The organism is Vandammella animalimorsus (assembly GCF_002285285.1).
In the GTDB taxonomy this organism is placed as follows: Bacteria; Pseudomonadota; Gammaproteobacteria; order Burkholderiales; family Burkholderiaceae_C; genus Lampropedia; species Lampropedia animalimorsus.
In genome coordinates, this window is sequence record NZ_NSJF01000008.1 from 29,874 (window position 1) to 49,389 (window position 19,516).

The window sequence follows — 19,516 nt, forward strand, 5'->3', positions numbered from 1 at the left end:
AGCGTGTTATGCACTTTCCGCCCCCCCGCGAGAGCGCAAAGTGCATAACACGCTCTAAAGAAAACGTTGCTGGGAGCTGTATATTGGCGCGGCAGTAGTGCCAGGCGCCAGCGGCGTCATGGAAGCGATGGATTCAACCGTTAGGAGAAAGGCATGCCTGCAGCCGATGCAGCAAGCAGTGGGCTTACGCCCGAAAAAGGGCGCCGTGGCATTCAGTCGATCGAGGTCGGTGGGCAGCTGTTGCTGGCCCTTGGCGCCCAGGGGCGGCCGATGCCATTGAGGGAGTTGGCCAAGGCGGCGGACATGGCTCCTGGCAAGGCCCACCCCTATCTCGTGAGCTTTGCCAAGCTGGGCTTGGTTACGCAGGAGCCATCCACCGGCTATTACTGGCTCGGTCCGATGGCCATGCAGTTGGGCCTGGTGACTTTGCGCATGCTCAATCCCGTGCGCGAGGCCACGCCCTACGCACAGGCCCTGGCACGGGAGACTGGTCACAGCGTCGGGCTGTCCGTTTGGGGCAATCAAGGGCCGACCATGGTTTTTCTCTTTGATGCGATCTACCCACTGCACACCAATATTCGCACCGGCACCGTCATGTCTTTGGCTGGTACGGCTACAGGGCGTTTGTTTGCTGCCTATCTACCGGCAAAGCTGATCGAGGAATCACTGCTCGAAGATGAACGACGCCTTGGACCGGACATTGCCAAACCCATTGATGCCGACGAACTGCAGGAAATGCTCAAGCAGGTGCGTAGGCACGGCGTCTCGCGCGCCGTGAACAACCCGACCCCTGGCGTGTGCTCGTTTGCTGCGCCAGTGTTTGACTACTCTGGCAACATTGTGCTTGGCATGACTTTGATGGGGCGTACGCGCGCATTTGATACCCATTGGAATGGCACACAGGCCAATGCTGTGCGGGCCTGTGCCCAGGAGGTTTCAAAGCGTCTGGGAAGCCTTGCGCACAGCCTGGCGCAAGCGAACTCCAAGGCGGGGAGGGTATAGCCCCCGCCTTCGGTATGACTTGCAAAGGCTGGCCGTGCCAAATGGCCCAGCGGTGCGGCTGCATGTGTCGGGAGGTGCTTTGCAGCCCGTCCCTGGCGCGGATGCGCGCGGCGGTGGCGGTTAGCCCCAGAGCCTGATACGCAGATAAACCTGCAGCAGCAACAGGCCCAGTGCGAAGCCCAGGCTGCCGTAGAGCAGCGATTGCAGCAGGCGGTTGGTGCGTTTTTGCTCTTCGATCAGGCGGCGCAGTTCCTGGTCGCGTTGTTGCACGCTGTGCTGCAGGAAGTCCTGCACCAGGCGCGGCAGGGCTGGGAGGATTTGCGCGTAGCGCGGCGCTTCATTGCGCAGTTCTTGCCATAGGCGCTTGGGGCCGACCTGATCGACCATCCACTTTTCCAGAAAGGGTTTGGCGGTGCTCCACAGGTCGAGGTCGGGGTCGAGTTGGCGGCCCAGGCCTTCGATGTTGAGCAGGGTTTTTTGCAGCAGCACCAGCTGCGGCTGGATTTCGACGTGAAAGCGCCGTGAGGTCTGGAACAGACGCATCAGCACTACGCCCAGCGAGATTTCCTTGAGTGGGCGGTCGAAGTAGGGTTCGCAGACGGTGCGGATGGCTGCTTCAAGCTCGGCCACGCGGGTGTTGGCCGGCACCCAGCCGCTTTCGACGTGCAGTTCGGCAATGCGCTTGTAGTCACGGCGGAAGAAGGCGGTGAAGTTTTGCGCCAGGTATTCCTTGTCGAAGTCGGTCAGTGTGCCGACGATGCCGAAGTCCAGCGAGATGTAGCGCCCGAAGCTGCGCGCATCCAGGCTGACCTGGATGTTGCCCGGGTGCATGTCGCCGTGGAAGAAGCCGTCGCGAAACACCTGGGTGAAGAAGATGGTCACGCCATCGCGCGCCAGTTGCGGCAGGTTGACGCCGTGCTGCCTGAGGGTTTCGGTTTGGCTGATGGGCACGCCCGTCATGCGCTGCATGACCATGACGTCGGTGTGGCAGTAGTCCCAGAAGACTTCGGGGATCAGCACCAGATCCAGCCCTTGCATGTTGCGCCGCAGCTGGGCGGCGTTGGCCGCTTCGCGCATCAGGTCGAGTTCGTCGTGCAGGTAGGTGTCGAATTCGGCCACGACTTCGCGCGGCTTGAGGCGCTTGCCATCGGCGGAGAGTTTTTCCAGCCAGCCGGCGAGCATGTGCATCAGCGCCAGGTCTTTCTCGATGACCTTGAGCATGCCCGGGCGCAGTACTTTGACGGCCACGTCATGGCTTTGGCCGTGCTTGTCCACCAGGGTGGCGAAATGCACCTGCGCGATGGAGGCGCTGGCCACTGGCTGGCGCTCGAAGCTGGTGAAGACGGCATCGATGGGGCGGCCGAAGGCTTTTTCGATGATGGCTACGGCCAGCTCGCTGTCAAACGGCGGCACGCGGTCTTGCAGCCGTGCCAGCTCGTCGGCAATGTCTGGCGGCATCAGGTCACGCCGCGTGGAAAGCACCTGGCCGAATTTGACGAAGATCGGGCCAAGCTGCTCCAGCGCCAGGCGCAGCCGTTGGCCGCGAGGCGCCTGCAGATTGCGTCCGCGCGAGAGCAGGCGCACCAGCGTCTGCGCCCAGCTGCTGCGCAATTGGGTGAGCACCATTTCATCCAGGCCATAGCGCAATACCACCCAGACGATGGCCCAACCGCGTAGCAATTTGCTCATGGCGGTGCTGTCGGCGCTCAGGCTTGCGGCGCCTGGGTGGGCGCGGCGGGCGAGTCGGGTGAATTGGGCGCGGCCGCAGCCGGCGCTGGCGCATCGTTGGCGGGCCCGGTGCGCACGACGGCGACCGGATATTCGGCGGCATGGCCTTGGCCGGCGGCCGGTGCTGGGGCTGTGCGGCTGCTCAAGCCGTCCCAGGTGGCCAATGCGCCCTGGGCGAACTTGCGCAGCGCATCGGCCACGATGCGGCCCAGTTGCGCCAGCTTGTGCGCTGGCACATCGCCGACCAGGCGTGCCAAATCGTCTTCCACATCCCAGCGCACGTTGTCGATGACCCAGTTCAGCTCGCTGGCCAGGGCTACATCGCCGGCAATGCGGATCGGCGGGCGCTCGCCTTGGGCGGCGTGGCGGGTCAGCTGGCTGATGGAGGGCTCGGCCACCTCAACCAGCAGATCACTGCTTTGCTGGGTGCTGTCCAGGTCCAGCAGGCCTGCGGGCGTGATGCGCACCTGGCCGTTGAACTGGCGCCAGCTCAGGTAGATGGTTTTGCCCTGTTGCTTGGCCAGACGCTGCTGGGCCTGGGGCTCTTGCTGCAGCACGTGGTTGAGCAGCAGCACCATGCGGCGCTGCATTTCTTCGATCAGCCAGGCCGGCAGCGTGATGCTTTTGCCAATGCTGCTGGCGATGTTGCTCAGAAAAGAGAGTGGGGACTGTATTGCCATAGGCCCCGATTGTGCTTGAAGTTGGCCGCCATGCCAGGCCTTGCGGTTTTCTCGCGCGGCCACTGGCCCGGGGCCTTCGCAGGGCAAAAAAACCCGCCTGGCTGCGAAAGGGCGAGGCGGGTTTGGGCGTTTGCCCGTGCCGTGGGCTGGTCCCCCCGACAGGAATCGAACCTGTATCTAGCGCTTAGGAGGCGCTCGTTCTATCCATTGAACTACGGGGAGGGCCGGGCTCGGGCGCGGATTGTACTGGTCGCAGGCTCTGACACGGCCTCAGCCCAGCTGCAAGCGCTGGCGCGCAGCCTGGTACTCGCGCTCCAGCCGATCCACCAGGGCGGCGGTGGAGGTCACGGCCTTGATGGCGCCAATGCCCTGGCCGCAGCCCCAGATGTCGCGCCAGGCCTTGGTTTTCTGCGCCTGACCGTCGCTGGTAGTGGCAAAGCTCATGTCCTTCAAATTGCCTTCGGGCAGATTGTCTGGATCCAGCCCGGCATTGCGGATGCTGGGCGCCAGGTAATTGCCATGCACGCCAGTGAACAGGCTGGAATACACGATGTCGTCCGACGTGTGGTCGACGATGGCCTGCTTATATTCCTGTGAAGCGTTGGCCTCATCGGTGGCAATGAATGCCGAGCCCATATAGGCAAAGTCCGCCCCCATGGCCTGGGCCGACAAAATCGCATCGCCCGTGGCCATTGCGCCCGACAAGGCCAAGGGCCCGTCAAACCATTCGCGGATTTCCTGCACCAGAGCAAATGGGCTTTTCACGCCCGCATGACCGCCAGCGCCGGCAGCCACAGCGATCAGCCCATCGGCGCCTTTTTCAATGGCTTTTTTGGCAAAGGCGTTGTTGATCACATCGTGCAACACGATGCCGCCATAGCTGTGCGCTGCTTCATTGATTTCAGGGCGCGCGCCCAGCGAGGTAATCACGATGGGCACGCGGTACTTGACCAGCAACTCCATATCCTGCTCAAGCCGGTTGTTGCTTTTGTGGACGATCTGATTGATGGCAAAGGGCGCGGCCGGACGCTCAGGGTTTTTGGCATTGTGCTCGGCGATGCCCTCGGTAATCTCCTTGAGCCAATCTTCCAGCACTGAAGCGGGCCGGGCATTGAGCGCCGGCATGGAGCCCACGATGCCCGCCTTGCATTGGGCCAGCACCAACTTGGGGTTGCTGATAATGAACAAAGGCGAGCCAATGACAGGCAGGCGCAGATTCTGCAAAACAGCGGGAATGCGTGACATAAAAATCCTTGAATCGACAAAAAGCCATTTGGCGATGGGCCTGGTGGACGGCTGTGTGCTGCTGCGTGGCAGGTGGGCAGGCGTGGGCCAGGATTGGCCACTGATTCTAGAGCCACTCGCCTTGCCAGCCGATGCATGGCTTGCAGCCCATGCGACAGCGCCAGATGAGCTGGGATGGGCCTGTTGGGCCATGGGGCGCTCATGCCTCATGTCAAAGCGGACTGCAACTGCGGGCATGGCAGGCGTTTGCCTTGTGCTGGTTGCGAGAGCTCCAAAACAACACGGCCACCTCTTACAAAGGTGGCCGTGAAGGCAGTCAAATTTTGCAGACTTGGCCCTGCAACATCAAACCTTGAATTGTTCGCGATCCAGCCCTTGAATCCAGCGGGGCGGCTTGCCGCGGCCTGTCCAGGTTTCGCCCGTGGCTTTGTTCATGTATTTGATGGCCACTTTCTTGGCGGCTCCTGGCTGGCGGTTAGCCTTGCTGTTGCCGAACACATCCGCCACACTCAAATCATTTTTTTGCACAATGGCGCGCACCTGTTCAATGGCTTGGGTGCGCTCTTGCTCACGAATTTTTTGAATGCGCTGCTCCAATTCTTCGCGCTGTTGAAGGAGTGCGGTTAATTCAGACATCAGGAATCTCCACTAAGTTTAAGAATGAGGGGTTAATCAGTTATTGAATGATTGTATCGCAAAAACGAAGGTTGTTTAAATGGCTTGTCAGGCGGCAGGCCTTTGCCGTTCGCACGGCGTTGTCTTTGGGTGCCTGAATATAAATTATTTTTTAATGTTGCCTTGTCAGGCGCGGATCAAGAGCAGATTGAATTGATTACAGCCTTGTCATTGATCTGTCACAAATTAAGCAAGGCAAGGGCATGAGCATTCAGGTGTGCTGCCTCTTCAGCTGAAGGCCAGGTTTTGTGCAGCATTAAAACCTGGCCATGGCGCAGCAAAGTCGCAGGCAGAGCGCCTCGCGCTTGTGCCTAGGGCAGAGAAGCAGAGCAGGGACGAGAGCCCTTGCCCAGGGCGTGGATATGGCCCGCGGCGATTGGTGCACGATCGATGGCATTATAATGAAGCGAATCGTTTCTATTCTTATTTGAGGTCCTTGTCCTTTCGCTCGCAGGCATGTTGCTTGCAGGGGACAGGGCCTTTTGGCGAACAGGCCGGCAACAGTGCCCCGACTGGGGCTTGAGCACGGGATGCGCGGCGCGGTTTTAACCGCGCCGTTTTTGCGGCCTGGGCCGGGCGGGCAGGCGTGTTGCTTGCGGCAAACCGCGCCATGGGATGGAGGCATGGTTGCGCACCGTGTTGTTTTTTTGCACCACGCGCATGCTCTTTTGCGTAATGCTGGGCAGGCGCAGATTTTTTTCTCATTGAGGAGTTTTATGTCCGCGCTGAAAAGCACCCCTTTGTTTCGTCTGAGTATTTTGCAGATGGCTTTGTTGGCGGGTTTTGCCCATGCCCAGCAGCGGGCCGATACATCGAAGAAAGATGCGGAATTGCCTGCCGTGCAGGTGCAAGGCCAGGCTCCCACGGCTGAGCCTGTAGAGGATTGGCGTGCTCAGGAGCGCAGCACGGATACCGACCTGAAAGAAGTCTTGGCCGATCAAGTGGCGGTGCAGTTCGGTGGTGGCAATGGTGCGTCGCAGTGGGTCACGATCCGTGGCATGGGGCAGGACCAGATCGACTACGTGGTTGATGATGCCTCCAGCGATGCGCAGATCTTCCATCACCAGGGCCGCTTCATGATGGATCCGGCACTGGTGAAGATCATCGGTATCGAGAAGGGTACGGGCTCGGCCAGCTCGGGCATTGGCGCCACCAGCGGCAAGATTGAGGCCACCACGGTCGATGCGCTGGATCTGCTGCGCGATGGTCAGGGCGTGGGCTTTCGCGTCAATGGCGGTATCAACACCAACAAGGGCCGCAATGGCGGGCTCTCCGTCTATGGCCGCAGCGGCAATTTCGATGGCCTGTTCGTAGGCAACCGCGTCGATGACCAAAACTACAAGGATGGCAGCGGCCGTGAAATCGGCAACAGCGCGCTCGATGGCCGCAGCTTCATGGCCAAGGCCGGGGTGAATTTCAGTGACGACCTGCGCCTGACGCTGAGCCACCGCCGTGAGCAGGAGTCGGGTCTGCGCAATCTGCGCGAGGAGTTTTTCTTCGACACCGCCAACGACGATCCTGCACACCGCCGCCGCACGGTGGACAGCACCACGGCCGCGCTGCGCGGCAGCCGGCTGGGCTTCATCGACACACTGGACTTGAATGCCTCGATGATCCGCTCCGAGCAGGAAAGCGGCGCTGGCAAGCGTCTGCCGGCCTCGACGGTGAACATCGACACCAATGCCGGCAACCTGCGCCTGAGCAGCCGCCTGGGCGCGCACCGCATCAAGTACGGTGTGAACCTGCGCCAGCAGCAGGCAGGCTCCACGCGCTCGCAGGCTGCCGGGCTGGGCAAGCAGGAGAAAACCGACACCGGCCTGTACGTCGAAGGCATCTGGAGCTGGCACCCCATCACGCTGACCACTGGCCTGCGCTATGACCGCTTCAGCCTCAAGTCCAATGAGGGCGCCAAGCATTCGGATGGCAACGTCAACCCCAGCGTCGGCCTGATCTGGGATGCCACCGACACCCTGTCCTTCAACATCAGCCACAACCGCGCCAGCCGCAGCCCGCGTTTTTACGAGGCCCTGCTGGCCAGCACGCCTGTGCGCTACGACCGCGATCTGAAGGCCGAGCGCTCGCAGAACTCGGAAATTGGTTTTGACTGGGTCGATGGCGGACTGGCTGTTTCCGGCAGCTATTTCCAGCAGAAGATCCGCGATCTGCAGAACTTTGCCGGCATGAACTGTGTGGAGCGGGTTTGCGAATACCGGCTGGTGCGCAACAACGGCGAACTGACCAACCGCGGCTACGAGCTCAACAGCAGCTACCGCTGGCGCGATCTGACGGCCCGCCTGGGCGTGGCGCACAGCAAGCCCAAGCTCAACGGCGCGACCTACGATTCGGTGGCCACGGCCATCCCGATGGGCCGCCAGTGGACCACCGGCCTGAGCTACCACTACCGCCCCTTCAACCTGGAGCTGGGCTGGCGTGGTCGCTATGCGCAAAAGGGCAGCTACATCAACGCCACCCGTGGCAGTGGCACGCCCGTCTCGCGCAGCGGCTACGGCGTGCACGACCTGCACGCCACCTGGATGCCGCTGGGCAAGGACACGCTGCACGTCAACTTCGCCGTGCACAACGTGGCCGACAAGCTCTACCGCAGCCACAGCCAGCGTTCGGGCAACAACGCCTTGCCCGAGCCAGGCCGCGAATTCCGCCTGAGCGTCAACTACCGCTACTGATCACTCTCGCTGCGTTCAGCGCGCGAGTGCGCGGCCAGGTTTGATCGCCTCTGCCGCGCCCCGCGTGCTCTCCCGCCCCCACAGCCACGGCCCTGCCGTGGCTTTTTCATGGCCTTGGCAGCAGAGCTCACCACCACAGCAGCGCCACGCAAAACAGTGCCAGCACCGATACCGAGGGCAGCGCCGCCAGCAGCACCATGCGCTGCACCCAGGCGCGCTGGCCGGCAGCCTCTGGCGGGCACAGTTGCACGGCCATCTCCACCTTCGCCGGGGAGGCCATGAGCAGCAGTGCCGCGCTCACGTTGTGCGCTGCCATGAAGGGCAGCAGCGGCAGGCCCATTTGCAGCGCGATGCGCGCCTGCGTATCGGCCAGCATGGCATTGGCGCCGGTATTGGAGCCGGTGACGAAGCCGCCCAGCGCACCGACGAACGGCGCTGCCAGCGCATATCCGTGGCCCAGCCCGGCCAACGCCTGCGCCAGGCGGGCGGCCATGCCCGAAAGCGCCATCACCAGCCCCAGCAGGATGTAGCACACCGCCACCGCAGCCACCAGGGCCCAGCCGTGCAGCACGCGGGCCTGCAGGCCGCGCCACTGCAGTGCTGGAAGGGGCGTGCTGCCGCGCTGCACGCGCCAGGCCGTCAGCGCCGTGGCCAGCCACAGCCACAGCGCGGGCGAGGCCAGCGCCATCCAGGCGCTGCCGCCCAACCCTGCGGCGCGCAGGCTCTGTGCGGCCAGCAGCAGCCCACCCAGCAGCAGCGCATAAGCCTGCAGAGCCAGCAAGGCTGCCTGCGGCAGCGGCGGCCAGGCGCCGCGTTGGCGCATCAGGTGCAGCAGCATCACCAGCAAGGCCCCCAGCGCCCCCGCTGGCGCCGTGCCGGCCAGCCGGTTGCAGGCCCATACAGCCAGCCACAGCGCCAGTGCCGAAGCCGTGGCCAGCCCCAGCGCACGACCGCGCTGCCCCGGTTGCCCGGCCAGCCAGGCCGCGCCCCAGCCCGCCACCAGAAAGGGTGGCAGGCTCAGCCAGGCCGAGGCCTCGCCCAGCGCCTGAAAAGGCAGCTCGGCCATGCGTGCAGCAATCAGCGTGCCCGGCCCCATCGAGCCCCAGGGTACGGCGCACAGCCCCAGCAGGCCCACCAGCGCCGCGCGCGCTGGCGCCAGGCCCAGGTGCAGCAGCAGCGGAATACCCACCGTCACGCCAATGCCAAAGCCGGTGACCGATTCGGCAAATGGCGTCGCCCCATGCACCACCAGCAGCGCCGCGCCCACGCCCTGGCCGGCGCGCTGGCGCAGCCAGCCTGCCAGTGCCGCCTGCGCGCCGCTGGCTTGCAGCAGCTGGCTCAGCGCCAGGCCGCCGCCGATGATGCCCGCCACCTCCAGCACCACTGGCAGCCAATGCCAAGCTGCTGATGTCAGCGCTGGCGTGCCCGGCAGGCTGCCGCCAGTCAGGGGCTGGGTCGCCGCCAGGGCCAGCGCCACAGCCAGCCCCAGCAGGGCTGCGCGCAATGAAGGCCAGCCGCGCAATAAGGCGCCCAGCACCGCCAGAACGGGTAACAATGCCGCCAGGGACCACATGACATGCACTCCTGAAATTCCTTATCTGCAATTTTAGTTTCCGATAAGAAATTAAAAAACATGGCAAATACCCTGATGACCCCCTTGCCCGACGAGCCTCAGGAGCCCCAGCCAGGGCCTGGCCGACACGACGCCGCCTTCGGCGCGGCCGTGCGCGCGCGCCGCGCGGAGATTGGCATCACCCTGGAGCAACTGGCCGAGGCCACCGGCATCTCGCGCAGCGCGCTCTCGCGCATCGAGCGCGGCGCCCTGGCCACCAGCCTGAACTACGGCCTGGCCATCGCCCAGGCGCTGGGGCGCGAGCTGCCCGAGCTGCTGGGCCAGGGCGGGCCGGCTGGCCAGCACATCACCCGCGCGGCCGATGGGGTGCGCTACGTTGATCCGGCCACGGGCGTGCAGCGCCAGGCGCTGGCGCGCCCGGCCCCGGGGGTGGAATGGGTGGCCTACACGCTGCCCGTGGGTGCGCAGACCGGCACCTTCGCACCCCATGGCCCGGGCACGCGCGAGACCTTCCATGTCGTCTCAGGCACGGTGGAGATTGAGCTGGATGGCCAGGCCGTTCGCCTGGGCCCGGGCGACACCGCCACGTTGCGCGCGGACGTGGCGCACCGCTTTCGCAACACCGGGCGCAGCGCGGCGCGCGTCATGCTGATCGTGGCTGAGCCCAGGGCCTGTTGAGGTTTAGGGGTTGTTGAGATTTAGTCTTGCGGCGGTGTTTTCGGTCAAAACTCCACAGCTGCCGCGTTTTCGCCTTGCATCTGCGGCTTTTGCCTCGAAAAACTGCTTTGTGCCCACTTGCACCGAAACTTTGAACAGGCTCTCAATGACAGCAAAACCTGAACGACCTAGACCTAGTGCCCTCTTGGCAGCGGTGTTGCACGATGGGCACGGCATTGCCGAGCCTGTGCTCAAAGCCTTTGTGCAACGCTTGCAGGCTCGTGGCGTCCGTGTGCGTGGCTTGCTTCAGGACAGCGTCGTGCAGGCTGACACGGCTGCTGATGGCAGCAGCATTTGCCAGCGCCACATGGAATTGGTGGATGTGCAAGGTGGCCAGCGTTATCTGATCTCTCAGGTGCTGGGCAAGGGGTCGCAAGCCTGCTGTCTGGATGCAGCAGGGGTGGCTGCAGCCAGCGTCGTGCTGCGTCGCGCCCTGCATGAGCAGCCCGATCTGATCGTGGCCAACCGCTTTGGCAAGATTGAGATCGAAGGCTCCGGCTTGCGTCAGGAAATTGCTGCCGCTGCTGCTGCTGGCATTCCATTACTCACGGCCGTGGATCAGCGTTTTTTGCCCGAGTGGCAGGCTTTTTGCGGTGGTATGGGCATGCAGCTTCCGCCCGACGTGCAAGCCTTGGAGCAGTGGTGGCAACACCTGCCCTGAGTACCTCGTTCAAGGCCGCTGCATAACACGCTCTAAGCGGCAATGGGCCCGACGCCATCATGGCGCAGGGCTGGGCGGTTCGGTGCGCACCATTTTGTCGAAGGCCTTGTCCACCACTTCGGTGTGGCGCACGCGCTCCTTGTCGCGTGGCGCGGCTTTGGCGTTGAGGATGTCGAGCTGCTCCTGGATGGCGGCGGCGATTTGCAGCATGACGCGGTGCAGGCCCAGCTGCTGGCGGCGGCTGTTGGCCAGGTGGTCTTGCACGGGTTGCAGGGCGCTGGCCACCAGGTGGCCCAGCTCGCGCGCGGCCAGCAGGCGGCTGGTTTGTTCGGCCAGGTCTTTTTCTGCCTGGCTTGGGCTGGCGGCGTCAGCCTGTGCGGCAGGCGGCTGCGCGGCGGCCAGTTGTTGCAGGCTGGCCAGCAGTTCGGCCCAGGGGGCGGCGGGCTGGTTGGCGCTGGCTTCGGCCTGGGCACGGGTGGCGCGCACCAGGTCGATGAGCTGGGCGACGATTTGCCCGCCGGTGTCGGCATCGGCGCCGCCCATGGCTTGCGTGCGCTGGTAGTTGAGCTGGATTTCGCGCCAGCGCGCCTGCTGCGCTTGGCTCATGTGGCTGCGCAGCTCGGCGAGCTTGAGCAGGTTTTCCTCTGCGCCGGTGGTCAGCAGCTGCGCTTCGCCCAGGTAGTGGTCGTCCAGCAGTTGCTGCATTTCGGCTTCGTTCATGACGCTGGTGATTTTCTCGGCCAGCTTGTTCATGTTGCGGTAGGAGCCTTGCAGCTTGAAGGGCGGCTCGGTGCGGTTGGCGTCGGCCTGGGCGGCGCTGGCGATGTATTGCTGGTTGACGCGGTAGACGATTTCGCGCACAGCCAGCATGCGCTGGAGCACGGCGTCGATCTCGCGCAGCTCGGCGGCGCTGTAGTCGTGGCTGAGGTCGCCGGCGGAGAATTCCCGGCCCTGCGCCTTGCCGATGAGCAGGTACAGGTCCTTGAGATCGCGCGTGGCCAGCGGCGCCAGCGTGGGGTTGCTGGTCAGGCTGTTTTCGATGTAGCTGAGCTTGAAGGTCTCCTCCATGCCGCCGAGCACGTCGCCCAGGTTGTAGACGTCGGCGCGGTTGGCGAGCATGTCGGGGATCTTGAAGACCTCGCCCGATTCGGTGTAGGGGTTGCCGGCCATGACGATGCAGAACTTCTTGCCGCGCATGTCGTAGGTCTTGGTGCGCCCGCGCCAGACGCCCTCGATGCGGCGCGTGCCGTCCGACAGCGAGATAAAGCGCTGCAAAAACTCCGGGTGGGTGTGCTGGATGTCGTCGATGTAGAGCATGACGTTGTTGCCCATCTCCAGCGCGAGGTTGAGTTTTTCCAGCTCCTGGCGGCTGGTGGCGTCGGGCGCCTGGGCGGGGTCGATGCTGCGCACTTCATGGCCCAGCGCCGGGCCGTTGATCTTCATGAAGATCAGCCCCAGGCGGCTGGCGACGTATTCCATCAGCGTGGTTTTGCCGTAGCCGGGTGGGGAGATCATCATCAGCAGGCCCATCAGGTCGGTGCGCTTGTGCTCGCCCACGGTGCCCATTTGCTTGGCCAGGTTGTCGCCGATGACGCTCAGGTACACGTCGTTGATGAGCTTGTTGCGCACGAAGCTGGCCAGCGGCCGGGGCTTGAACTCGTCCAGCCGCATGGCCGCGCGCTGCTCGGTGAGGATGTCCTGGCGCAATTGCTGGTAGCGGCGCAGGCCGGGCACGAAGTGGTTGGTGTGCCAGTGGGCGCGGCGCGCGAAGTCGTCCACGCCCAGCTCCAGCGCGCCATCGTGGATGCGCGGGTGCTGGCCCAGCAGGCCGGTGACAGTGGTGCGCAGCGGCACGTGCAGCACCTCGTGCGCCGTGCCCTCGTGCAGCAGGGCCAGGGCGGCGGCTTCGGGCACGTAGTCCAGCGCGGCCTGGGCGTTCTGGGCCGATGCGCTGGCCTCGGCCTGGGCGATGGCGTTCAGCCACTGGACGGCCAGGGCAAAGCGCACGGCCAGCGGCTGCTCGGCATCGTGCAGGGTGGCGTGCAGCTCGGCCCAGCGGCCCTGGGGTTGCAGGCGCTCTTGCAGGCTGTGCAGCAAGGCTGCCGCCTGGCTGGAGAAGTGCAGCCGGGCTGCGCCGCCGCTGGCAGGGCCGGCCAGCTCCTCGGCCAGATAGGTCGCGGCCTGGGCGGCCAGGGATTGCAGGGCGGTATTGCTGTGCTGTGGTCTGGGCTGGGTCGGATCGCCCAAGTTGGCTTGGGCGGCCAGGTCGGCCGGCGCAAACACGGCTTCAAGCTGCTGGCTGCGCGCAAAGGCCAGCAGGGCCTGGGCCATTTCCTGCTCCAGCGCGGTGCGCGCCTGGGCGCTGCCCAGCAGTTGCTGCATGGCGGCGGCGCCCTGGGCGCGGCTGGGCCAATGGCGCGCTTGGGCGGCCAGTTTGAAGCCCGGCTCCGCGCCGCCATCCAGGCCCGCACTCAGGCTGCTCCACAGCAGCACGGCCAGGGCGCGGGCGCGGGCGTCGTGCGCCAGCACGCCGGCCTGCTCCTGCAGCGGCAGCAGCGCTTGCAGGATGAGGGCGGCATCGTGATCGTGGATGCCGCGCTCATAGCCTTCGCGGTAGCGCGGCGCGGCAAATTCGCGCACGGCGCGCACCAGCGCCTCGGGCTTGGGCAGCAAGGCCATGAGCTGGTCGCGGCTGGGGGCGGCGGCGCTGGCTTCTTCGCCTGGCTTGCCGCCTTCGCCGCCCTGGCTGGCGGTGCCTGTGGTGCCCACTGCTCCCACCCCTGTTGGGCGCGCTGCTTGCAGCATTTGCAGGGCCAGGTATTCAGCGCGGCTCAATTGGGGCGATTCGGATTCGAGCGAGACGTCCCAGAACGGGCGCAGCGCGGCCAGCTCGGGCGCGTGCAGCGGCTCCATGAAGTCCGTGCCCGTCAGGTGCAGATGCAGCGTGTCGCCGCGCGGCATCAGCGTCAAATCCAGCGCCTGGGTGTTGACGGAAAAGCGGTGCCGGCCCAGGCGGATGACGCTGCCGTCGCCTTCGAACAAATCGCTCTTGTCGCGCAGCGCGCGCAGGGCCTGGTCGCGGATGCCTTTGAGGCGCGCCTCGATGTCGTCGGCCTTGACGTGGTCGTGCAGCGCGCGCAGGCGCTCGGCCAGCTCGCGCAGCTTGAGGATCAGCGCATCGCCGGCGAAGAAGGCGTTGAGCGCGTCCTGCCCGTCCATGCGCTCGGTGCGGCGCGGCAGCCCTTCCAGAATGCGCAGCGCAGCGTCGAACACGCCCTGGGCGCGGCGTTGGCGATCGTCCAGCAGGGCCTGTTTGTGGGCTTCGAAAGTCTCCAGCAGCTCCTCGCGCTTGGCGATGATGTCGGTCAGGAACTGCTCGTGCTCGCCGTACTGGCTCTCCAGCTCTTCGAGCTGCACCAGCAGGCGGGCCAGTTGCTCATCGCATTTTTCCGGGTCGGTGGCCAGGGCCAGGGCGCTGGCGATGCTTTGGCCAAACAGCGCGAACTGCGCGCCGAACTGCGCCACCTGCTCGGCCGCGCCCATGCCGCGCTTTTTCTGCTCGGCGCGGGCGCGGCTTTGGTTGAGCGCGGCGTAAATCTCGGAGATGCCCTGCACGATGCGGGTGCGCTGCGTGGGGTCGTCCACGCGCAGCACGGCCATCAGCTCGGAGAGCGTGTCCAGCTCGGCCGACATGGCCTGCATGGCCGTAAGCGGCTCTTGCAGCTGGGGTGTGGTCTGGGCCTTGGCGACTTGCTCGTCCAGCTGTTTGAGCCCTTCGGTGTAGGGGGCCAGGGCCTCGTCGCTGGCGAGGAACTCGGCCGTGCGCTGGGCCGTCTCGGCATGGGCGACGTCCAGCTCGGCCTGCAGGGCATCCACGGCGGCGGCATCGACGTAGCGCAGCTCGCGCACGCTCATCAACCGCCCGCGCTGCGCGCCCAGGCTGGCCAAGGCCTGCACGTAATCGCGCGTGTGGCGCAAATCGCCGCGGCGGATCTCGCCCAGCAGGCTGCGCTGGCGCGTGGCGGCCTCGTTCATCTGGCGCTGCGTGTCGCTGCGGATGCTCTCGACCTTTTCGTACTCGTCCAGCACCGCCTCGCCGCTGGCGACGATCTCGTGCAGCACGCGGGGCAGCCTCGGCAGTGCGCCCTCCAGCCCCTGCTCCATCCAGTGGTAGCGCTCGAACAGGCGGCGCGTGGTGTCGATCAGCCGCCCATAGCGGCCGCTGGAGATCTCCTCGGCCTCGATCTCGCGCGTGAGGCTGTACAGCTCGGAGATGCCGCGCACCAGCTCGGCATTGCCGATGCGCCCCAGCGGCGTGTGGCGCGCGGGCTGGCGCGCAGCGTATTCCTCAGTGGCGAATGGCGTGCGCCAGATCTGCATCGGGTGGATGCGCGTGGGCTCGTCGGACTCGGAGCTGAACAGCACCATGCGCCCGTCCTCCAGCAACGCGTAGCCGTGGCCGATCAGCGGCGCTTGCAGCTCGCGCGCGATCAGGTTGTAGGTGAACAGCGCCACGCGCCCGCCTTCGGGCTCGTAGAACACGTAGAGCACGTCCTCGCCGTTGGGCGAGCGGTAGCTGCGCTTGAAGCGCATGCCGCCCATGTCCTGGCCGAAGCTGCGGCTCTCGCCGTTTTGCAGGTAGTAGCCACCGGGGAAGATGATGCCGTGGTCCTCGGGCAACTGGATGCAGGCCAGGCCGATGGCATCAATGCGCTGCACCTTCTGCGTCAGCGTGTTGTAGACCAGATAACGCCACTGCTCTTCACGGTAGGGCAGCACCTTCAGCAGGATCAGGCTGCCCACGCGGGCGTATTCCAGCCTGGCGTCGTCCAGCGACTGGGTGGCGTCCTGCACGGCCTCGCGCCAGATGCCCAGGCCATCGTTGGTGTTGTTCTCGATCTTGACCGTCAGCTCGCCGCCCAGCGTGTCGATGAATACCGTATCCAGCACATTGATGTGCGGGTGGCGGCCCTGCACCACGTCGGCGCGGCCTGCGGCCGTCCATTCGAAATCGTAGGGCGCGGGCAGGGCGATGTCGCGCTCGCCGCGGTTGTCGATGTACTGCACCTGGCGGCCATCGGGCGAGACCGACCAGCGGAACACCCGCACGTCCGAGAGCCGCTCGCCAATCTGAAACGCCGCCAGCAGCTTGCCGTCCTTGACGCGCAATTGCAGCAGCCGCGCGCCCTTGTAGTAGGTGTAGAGCTCGCGGAAATCCTGCACAAAGCTCTGCTGGCCCAGAAAGGTCTGGGCCGCATCGACCGGCACCACGTCGTAGCCCGCGCCGCCTTCGCTGCCATCGCCGGCAGAACCCGCCGCGCCTTCGTGCAGGCGATAGACGGCGAACACATCCTCAACGCGCGTCTCCTGCTTGATGCCCAGGAACACGTTGTAGCCAAACACCATCAGCTCGCCCAGCTGCACGATGTCGCGCCCCACGCAGTTGTGCTCGGTGCGCACCCGCACGCGGCCCAGCAGGCCCATCTGGCTGGCGCCGAACTCGGCCAGGCGCTGCGCGTTCAAGTCCGCCGCCAGCGCCTGCAAGCTGGCGCCCTGCTCGGCCAGGCGATTGCGCAAAACCTCATACGCGCCGCCGCTGGCGACGGCCTGGTCCACGGCGTGATCGGCGCTGGCTGCTGCGGCCTGCTGGGGCTGCTGTTGTTGTGTGGTCATGCCTGGTGTTCCTTGCGGCGGATGCGCAGATTCCGGGTATTGGTTCAGTGGTGGCCCGGCGCAGGCGCAAGCCATGCCTGCGCCCTTCGCGCTGCCTGGTTCGGGCGCTCAGCGCGCCTTGACGTAGCGGCAGTTGGGGATGGCAGTGGCGATGAAGTCGAAGTCGGCCGAAGTGCAGTCCCAGCCGCGGATCATGCCCTGCTCGGGCACGGCGTCCGGAATCAGCAGCACCTGGCCGTCCAGATCGATGCCGGCGATGGGCTGCAGCACGATCACGCCGCCGGGGCGCAGCTGCACCGAGGCCAGCAGATTGCTGGGCGTGTAGTCCGTATCGATGCTCAGCTGGCGCAGCTCGGTGGGCAGCTCGCCGTTGACGGCCAGGTATTCGGCGATGGCCACGCGCACGCTACCGGCAGAGTCCACCACCTGGCGCAGGCGCTCCATGCGGCGGGTCTGGGCCACGGCCTGCTCCAGGCGTTGCTGGTGCTCTTGCTTCATGTGCTCGGCGGTCTCGCGCGCCACGTTGCGGGCGATGTCGCGCTGGGGCCGGCCGATGGTGAAGTCATAGACTGCCACGGCCAGCGCCGCCGTCGCCACGGCGATGAGCACCACGGCCCAGATGGGCAGGCTGCGCGCCTGGGCTGGGCGTTGCACAGGGCGCGGGCGTGCCGTGCGGGCTTTGGGCGGGGCGCTTTGCGCGCGCTCTGGGCGTTGGCCTGCCGCGCCCGGTGGCGTATGGCGGCGTGTGGGCTCGCTGGGCATGGCCGCTCCCTTCAGGCGTCAGCGCCAGGGGCCCGGCCTGGCTGGCTGGCCGGGGGCGTGGCCGGCTGTGCCTGGGTCAAGGCCTTGAGCAAGTCGCCGGAGGGGGCGCCGCCGCCGGTGAACTTTTGCAGCAGGTCGTGGATGATGGGGCTTTTGCCCGCCGCGCCTTCGAGGAATTTGCCCATGGACAGGCCGCTGGCGAATTTGTCGAAGAACGCGCCTTCGCCGCCAACGATGTCGATGTTGGCCTTGGACAGCGCCGAGGACAGCACCTCGGCCTGCTCGCGCGCGATGTGCTTGCTGGCCTCGATGCCGGCAATGGCCTGCTCGAAGCTCTTTTCCAGTTGCATGCGGAACTCCTCGTGCGCGCGGGCGGTGTCGCCCAGTTGGCCCAGGGTGGCGAATTTCTCGGCCAGGCCCTTGGCTTCGGCCATGAGTTTTTCCAGCAGCACAGCGGCCTCGGCATTGCCCACTTCGCTGGTGACCTTGGCGCGCGCCAGGCCTTGCTCCTGCTCGCCCTTGGCGATGGCAATGAGCTTTTCGGCTTCCACCTTGGCTTCGGCCAAGCCCTGCTTTTCGACGGCATCGGCCCTGGCGTCGATCACGCGCGCTTCGGCCAGGCCTTTTTCTTCCAGGCCCTTGGCCTCGGCCATGAGCTGCTCGGCAGTGACCTTGGCTTGCGCCAGGCCTTCTTTTTCCAGCGCGGCGGCGGCCACTTCGCGCACGCGGGCATCGGCCAGGCCGGGGGCGGCGCGCTCGGCCTGCACGCCTTCGGCCAGGCGCTTCTTGGCCTCGGCCTGTTGCGTGGCCGCTTCCAGCTCGGCCTGGGCGACGACGGTGATTTCCACGGCCTTGTGGCGCGAGGCGGCCTCATCGGCCTCGGCTTTTTTCACCTGCTTGACCAGGGCCTCTTCGGCTTCGGCCTGGGCTTGCAGCACGGCCACTTGCTTGAGGCGGTCGGCTTCGGAGACCTGGCGCACTTCCTTGATGCGCTCTTCTTCCTGGGCGACGGTTTTCTCCACCGCCACGCGCTCGCGCACGACGTTGGCGATGTGGGCTTTTTCCACTTCCAGGGCTTTTTCCTTCTCGATGCGTTGCAGCTCGACTTCGCGCTCGCGCGAGACGATTTCCAGATCGCGCGCGCGGGTGACTTTTTCCGCTTCGATGACCACGGCCCTCTGGCGGTTTTGCTGGGCCACTTCCACTTCGCGCAGGCGGTTTTCCTCGCGGATGTCCACTTGCTCCTGCGTGGCGATGCGGGCCTGCTCGGCCTTGAGGCGCTCTTCTTCCTGCACCTTGCGGGTTTCGGCCTCTTCGCGCGCCTGGATGGTGGCGATTTCGCGCTTTTGGCGCGCCTCGGCGTCGGCCTGTTGGCGCTCCAGCGCCAGCAGGGCCTCCTTGGTTTCGACGTTCTTCTTGGTGATGGCCATTTCCTCGTTGCGCTCGAGTTCGTTGGTCACCACGTTTTGCGCCGCTGTCAGCTCGGTGATCTTGCGGATGCCTTCGGCGTCCAGGATGTTGTGGGGGTCCAGCGCGGCCTTGGGGGTTTGCTCCAGGTAGTCGATGGCCACGTCTTCGAGCGCGTAGCCATTGAGGTCTTCGCCGATCACTTGCACGATGCGGTCGCGGAACTCCTGGCGGTTCTCGAACAGTTTGACGAACTCGATTTGCTTGCCCACGGTCTTGAGCGCCTCGGAGAACTTGGCGTTGAACAGCTCGTTGACGGCGGCTTTGTCCGAGGCGCGATCGACGCCGATGGACTTGGCGACCTTGAGCACATCCTCGGGCGTTTCATTGACGCGCAGGTAAAAGGCCACGGTGATGTCGGCGCGCATGTTGTCCTTGCAGATCAGCCCTTCCTTGCCGCGGCGGTCCACCTCCAGCGTGATGAGGGAGATCTTCATGAACTCCTTCTTGTGGATCACCGGATACACCAGGCCGCCTGTGAATTTGACCTTGGGCGTGGAGCTCATGTCGTTGATGATCAGCGCCGTGCCCTGCGGCACTTTGACGTAGAAGGCTTTGAACATCGCCAGCAAGGCGACGACGATGACGACGACGACGCCAATGCCCAGCAGCAGGGGCATGATCCAGGCCAAGTTCATCGGTGTTCTCC

At 65.2% G+C, this 19,516-nt stretch carries 12 protein-coding genes and 1 tRNA gene; 4 read left to right on the forward strand and 9 right to left on the reverse strand.

All coding sequences use genetic code 11. The features are described from left to right. Nucleotides 1-153: 153 nt before the first annotated feature. Nucleotides 154-1,002 (forward strand): IclR family transcriptional regulator, encoded by an 849-nt coding sequence (locus CK620_RS12685; RefSeq protein ID WP_095550615.1) that lies wholly within the window; start codon nt 154-156, stop codon nt 1,000-1,002. 120 nt (nt 1,003-1,122) lie between these two features. Here the strand turns inward: CK620_RS12685 and ubiB are convergent, their stop codons facing one another. The 5 genes from ubiB to CK620_RS12710 all read right to left on the reverse strand — a co-directional run bounded on the left by ubiB (nt 1,123) and on the right by CK620_RS12710 (nt 5,291). Beyond that, nucleotides 1,123-2,691 carry a ubiquinone biosynthesis regulatory protein kinase UbiB gene (gene ubiB, locus CK620_RS12690; protein ID WP_095550616.1) on the reverse strand — a complete coding sequence of 523 codons (1,569 nt, stop codon included), beginning with the start codon at nt 2,689-2,691 and terminating at the stop codon, nt 1,123-1,125. A gap of 17 nt (nt 2,692-2,708) precedes the next feature. Continuing rightward, a complete protein-coding gene (locus tag CK620_RS12695) occupies nt 2,709-3,410 on the reverse strand; it encodes a hypothetical protein (RefSeq protein WP_095550617.1) in 702 nt (233 codons plus the stop codon). 147 nt (nt 3,411-3,557) lie between these two features. Then, nucleotides 3,558-3,632, reverse strand: a tRNA-Arg gene (locus CK620_RS12700). 48 nt (nt 3,633-3,680) lie between these two features. Continuing rightward, nucleotides 3,681-4,655: an NAD(P)H-dependent flavin oxidoreductase gene (locus CK620_RS12705; protein ID WP_095543136.1), complete on the reverse strand. Its 975-nt coding sequence runs from the start codon at nt 4,653-4,655 to the stop codon at nt 3,681-3,683. Between the two features lie 345 nt (nt 4,656-5,000). Continuing rightward, nucleotides 5,001-5,291, reverse strand: a complete 291-nt coding sequence (locus CK620_RS12710; protein ID WP_095550618.1) for an H-NS histone family protein — start codon at nt 5,289-5,291, stop codon at nt 5,001-5,003. A gap of 755 nt (nt 5,292-6,046) precedes the next feature. Here CK620_RS12710 and CK620_RS12715 point away from each other — a divergent pair. Next, on the forward strand, nt 6,047-8,014 hold the full coding sequence (locus tag CK620_RS12715; protein ID WP_095550619.1) for a TonB-dependent receptor domain-containing protein: 1,968 nt from the start codon (nt 6,047-6,049) through the stop codon (nt 8,012-8,014). Between the two features lie 127 nt (nt 8,015-8,141). On the opposite strand, the gene CK620_RS12720 is transcribed toward CK620_RS12715, so the two are convergent. Further along, on the reverse strand, nt 8,142-9,587 hold the full coding sequence (locus CK620_RS12720; RefSeq protein WP_095550620.1) for an L-lactate permease: 1,446 nt from the start codon (nt 9,585-9,587) through the stop codon (nt 8,142-8,144). Nucleotides 9,588-9,647: 60 nt separating this feature from the next. Between CK620_RS12720 and CK620_RS12725 the strand changes: the two genes are divergently transcribed. Continuing rightward, entirely contained in the window at nt 9,648-10,265 is a 618-nt protein-coding gene (locus CK620_RS12725) for a helix-turn-helix domain-containing protein (protein ID WP_238944962.1), read from the forward strand. 193 nt (nt 10,266-10,458) lie between these two features. Then, nucleotides 10,459-10,965, forward strand: a complete 507-nt coding sequence (locus CK620_RS12730; RefSeq protein WP_238946139.1) for a DUF2478 domain-containing protein — start codon at nt 10,459-10,461, stop codon at nt 10,963-10,965. A 57-nt stretch (nt 10,966-11,022) separates the two neighbouring features. Here the strand turns inward: CK620_RS12730 and CK620_RS12735 are convergent, their stop codons facing one another. The 3 genes from CK620_RS12735 to CK620_RS12745 all read right to left on the reverse strand — a co-directional run bounded on the left by CK620_RS12735 (nt 11,023) and on the right by CK620_RS12745 (nt 19,505). Continuing rightward, the gene (locus CK620_RS12735) at nt 11,023-16,638 is read right to left on the reverse strand and encodes a DNA repair ATPase (protein WP_095550623.1); all 5,616 of its coding nucleotides are present in this window, start codon (nt 16,636-16,638) and stop codon (nt 11,023-11,025) included. Between the two features lie 108 nt (nt 16,639-16,746). Beyond that, nucleotides 16,747-17,400, reverse strand: a complete 654-nt coding sequence (locus CK620_RS12740; protein ID WP_095550624.1) for a pilin — start codon at nt 17,398-17,400, stop codon at nt 16,747-16,749. Between the two features lie 11 nt (nt 17,401-17,411). Beyond that, complete coding sequence (locus CK620_RS12745) at nt 17,412-19,505, reverse strand: flotillin family protein (RefSeq protein WP_238946132.1); 2,094 nt, start codon at nt 19,503-19,505, stop codon at nt 17,412-17,414. Nucleotides 19,506-19,516: the final 11 nt, after the last annotated feature.

Bases quoted from the DNA above. Each gene is read 5' to 3' on its own strand.
- CK620_RS12685 (WP_095550615.1), top strand. From the start codon at position 154: ATGCCTGCAGCCGATGCAGCAAGCAGTGGGCTTACGCCCGAAAAAGGG.
- ubiB (WP_095550616.1), bottom strand. From the start codon at position 2,691: ATGAGCAAATTGCTACGCGGTTGGGCCATCGTCTGGGTGGTATTGCGC.
- CK620_RS12695 (WP_095550617.1), bottom strand. From the start codon at position 3,410: ATGGCAATACAGTCCCCACTCTCTTTTCTGAGCAACATCGCCAGCAGC.
- CK620_RS12705 (WP_095543136.1), bottom strand. From the start codon at position 4,655: ATGTCACGCATTCCCGCTGTTTTGCAGAATCTGCGCCTGCCTGTCATT.
- CK620_RS12710 (WP_095550618.1), bottom strand. From the start codon at position 5,291: ATGTCTGAATTAACCGCACTCCTTCAACAGCGCGAAGAATTGGAGCAG.
- CK620_RS12715 (WP_095550619.1), top strand. From the start codon at position 6,047: ATGTCCGCGCTGAAAAGCACCCCTTTGTTTCGTCTGAGTATTTTGCAG.
- CK620_RS12720 (WP_095550620.1), bottom strand. From the start codon at position 9,587: ATGTGGTCCCTGGCGGCATTGTTACCCGTTCTGGCGGTGCTGGGCGCC.
- CK620_RS12725 (WP_238944962.1), top strand. From the start codon at position 9,648: ATGGCAAATACCCTGATGACCCCCTTGCCCGACGAGCCTCAGGAGCCC.
- CK620_RS12735 (WP_095550623.1), bottom strand. From the start codon at position 16,638: ATGACCACACAACAACAGCAGCCCCAGCAGGCCGCAGCAGCCAGCGCC.
- CK620_RS12740 (WP_095550624.1), bottom strand. From the start codon at position 17,400: ATGCCCAGCGAGCCCACACGCCGCCATACGCCACCGGGCGCGGCAGGC.
- CK620_RS12745 (WP_238946132.1), bottom strand. From the start codon at position 19,505: ATGAACTTGGCCTGGATCATGCCCCTGCTGCTGGGCATTGGCGTCGTC.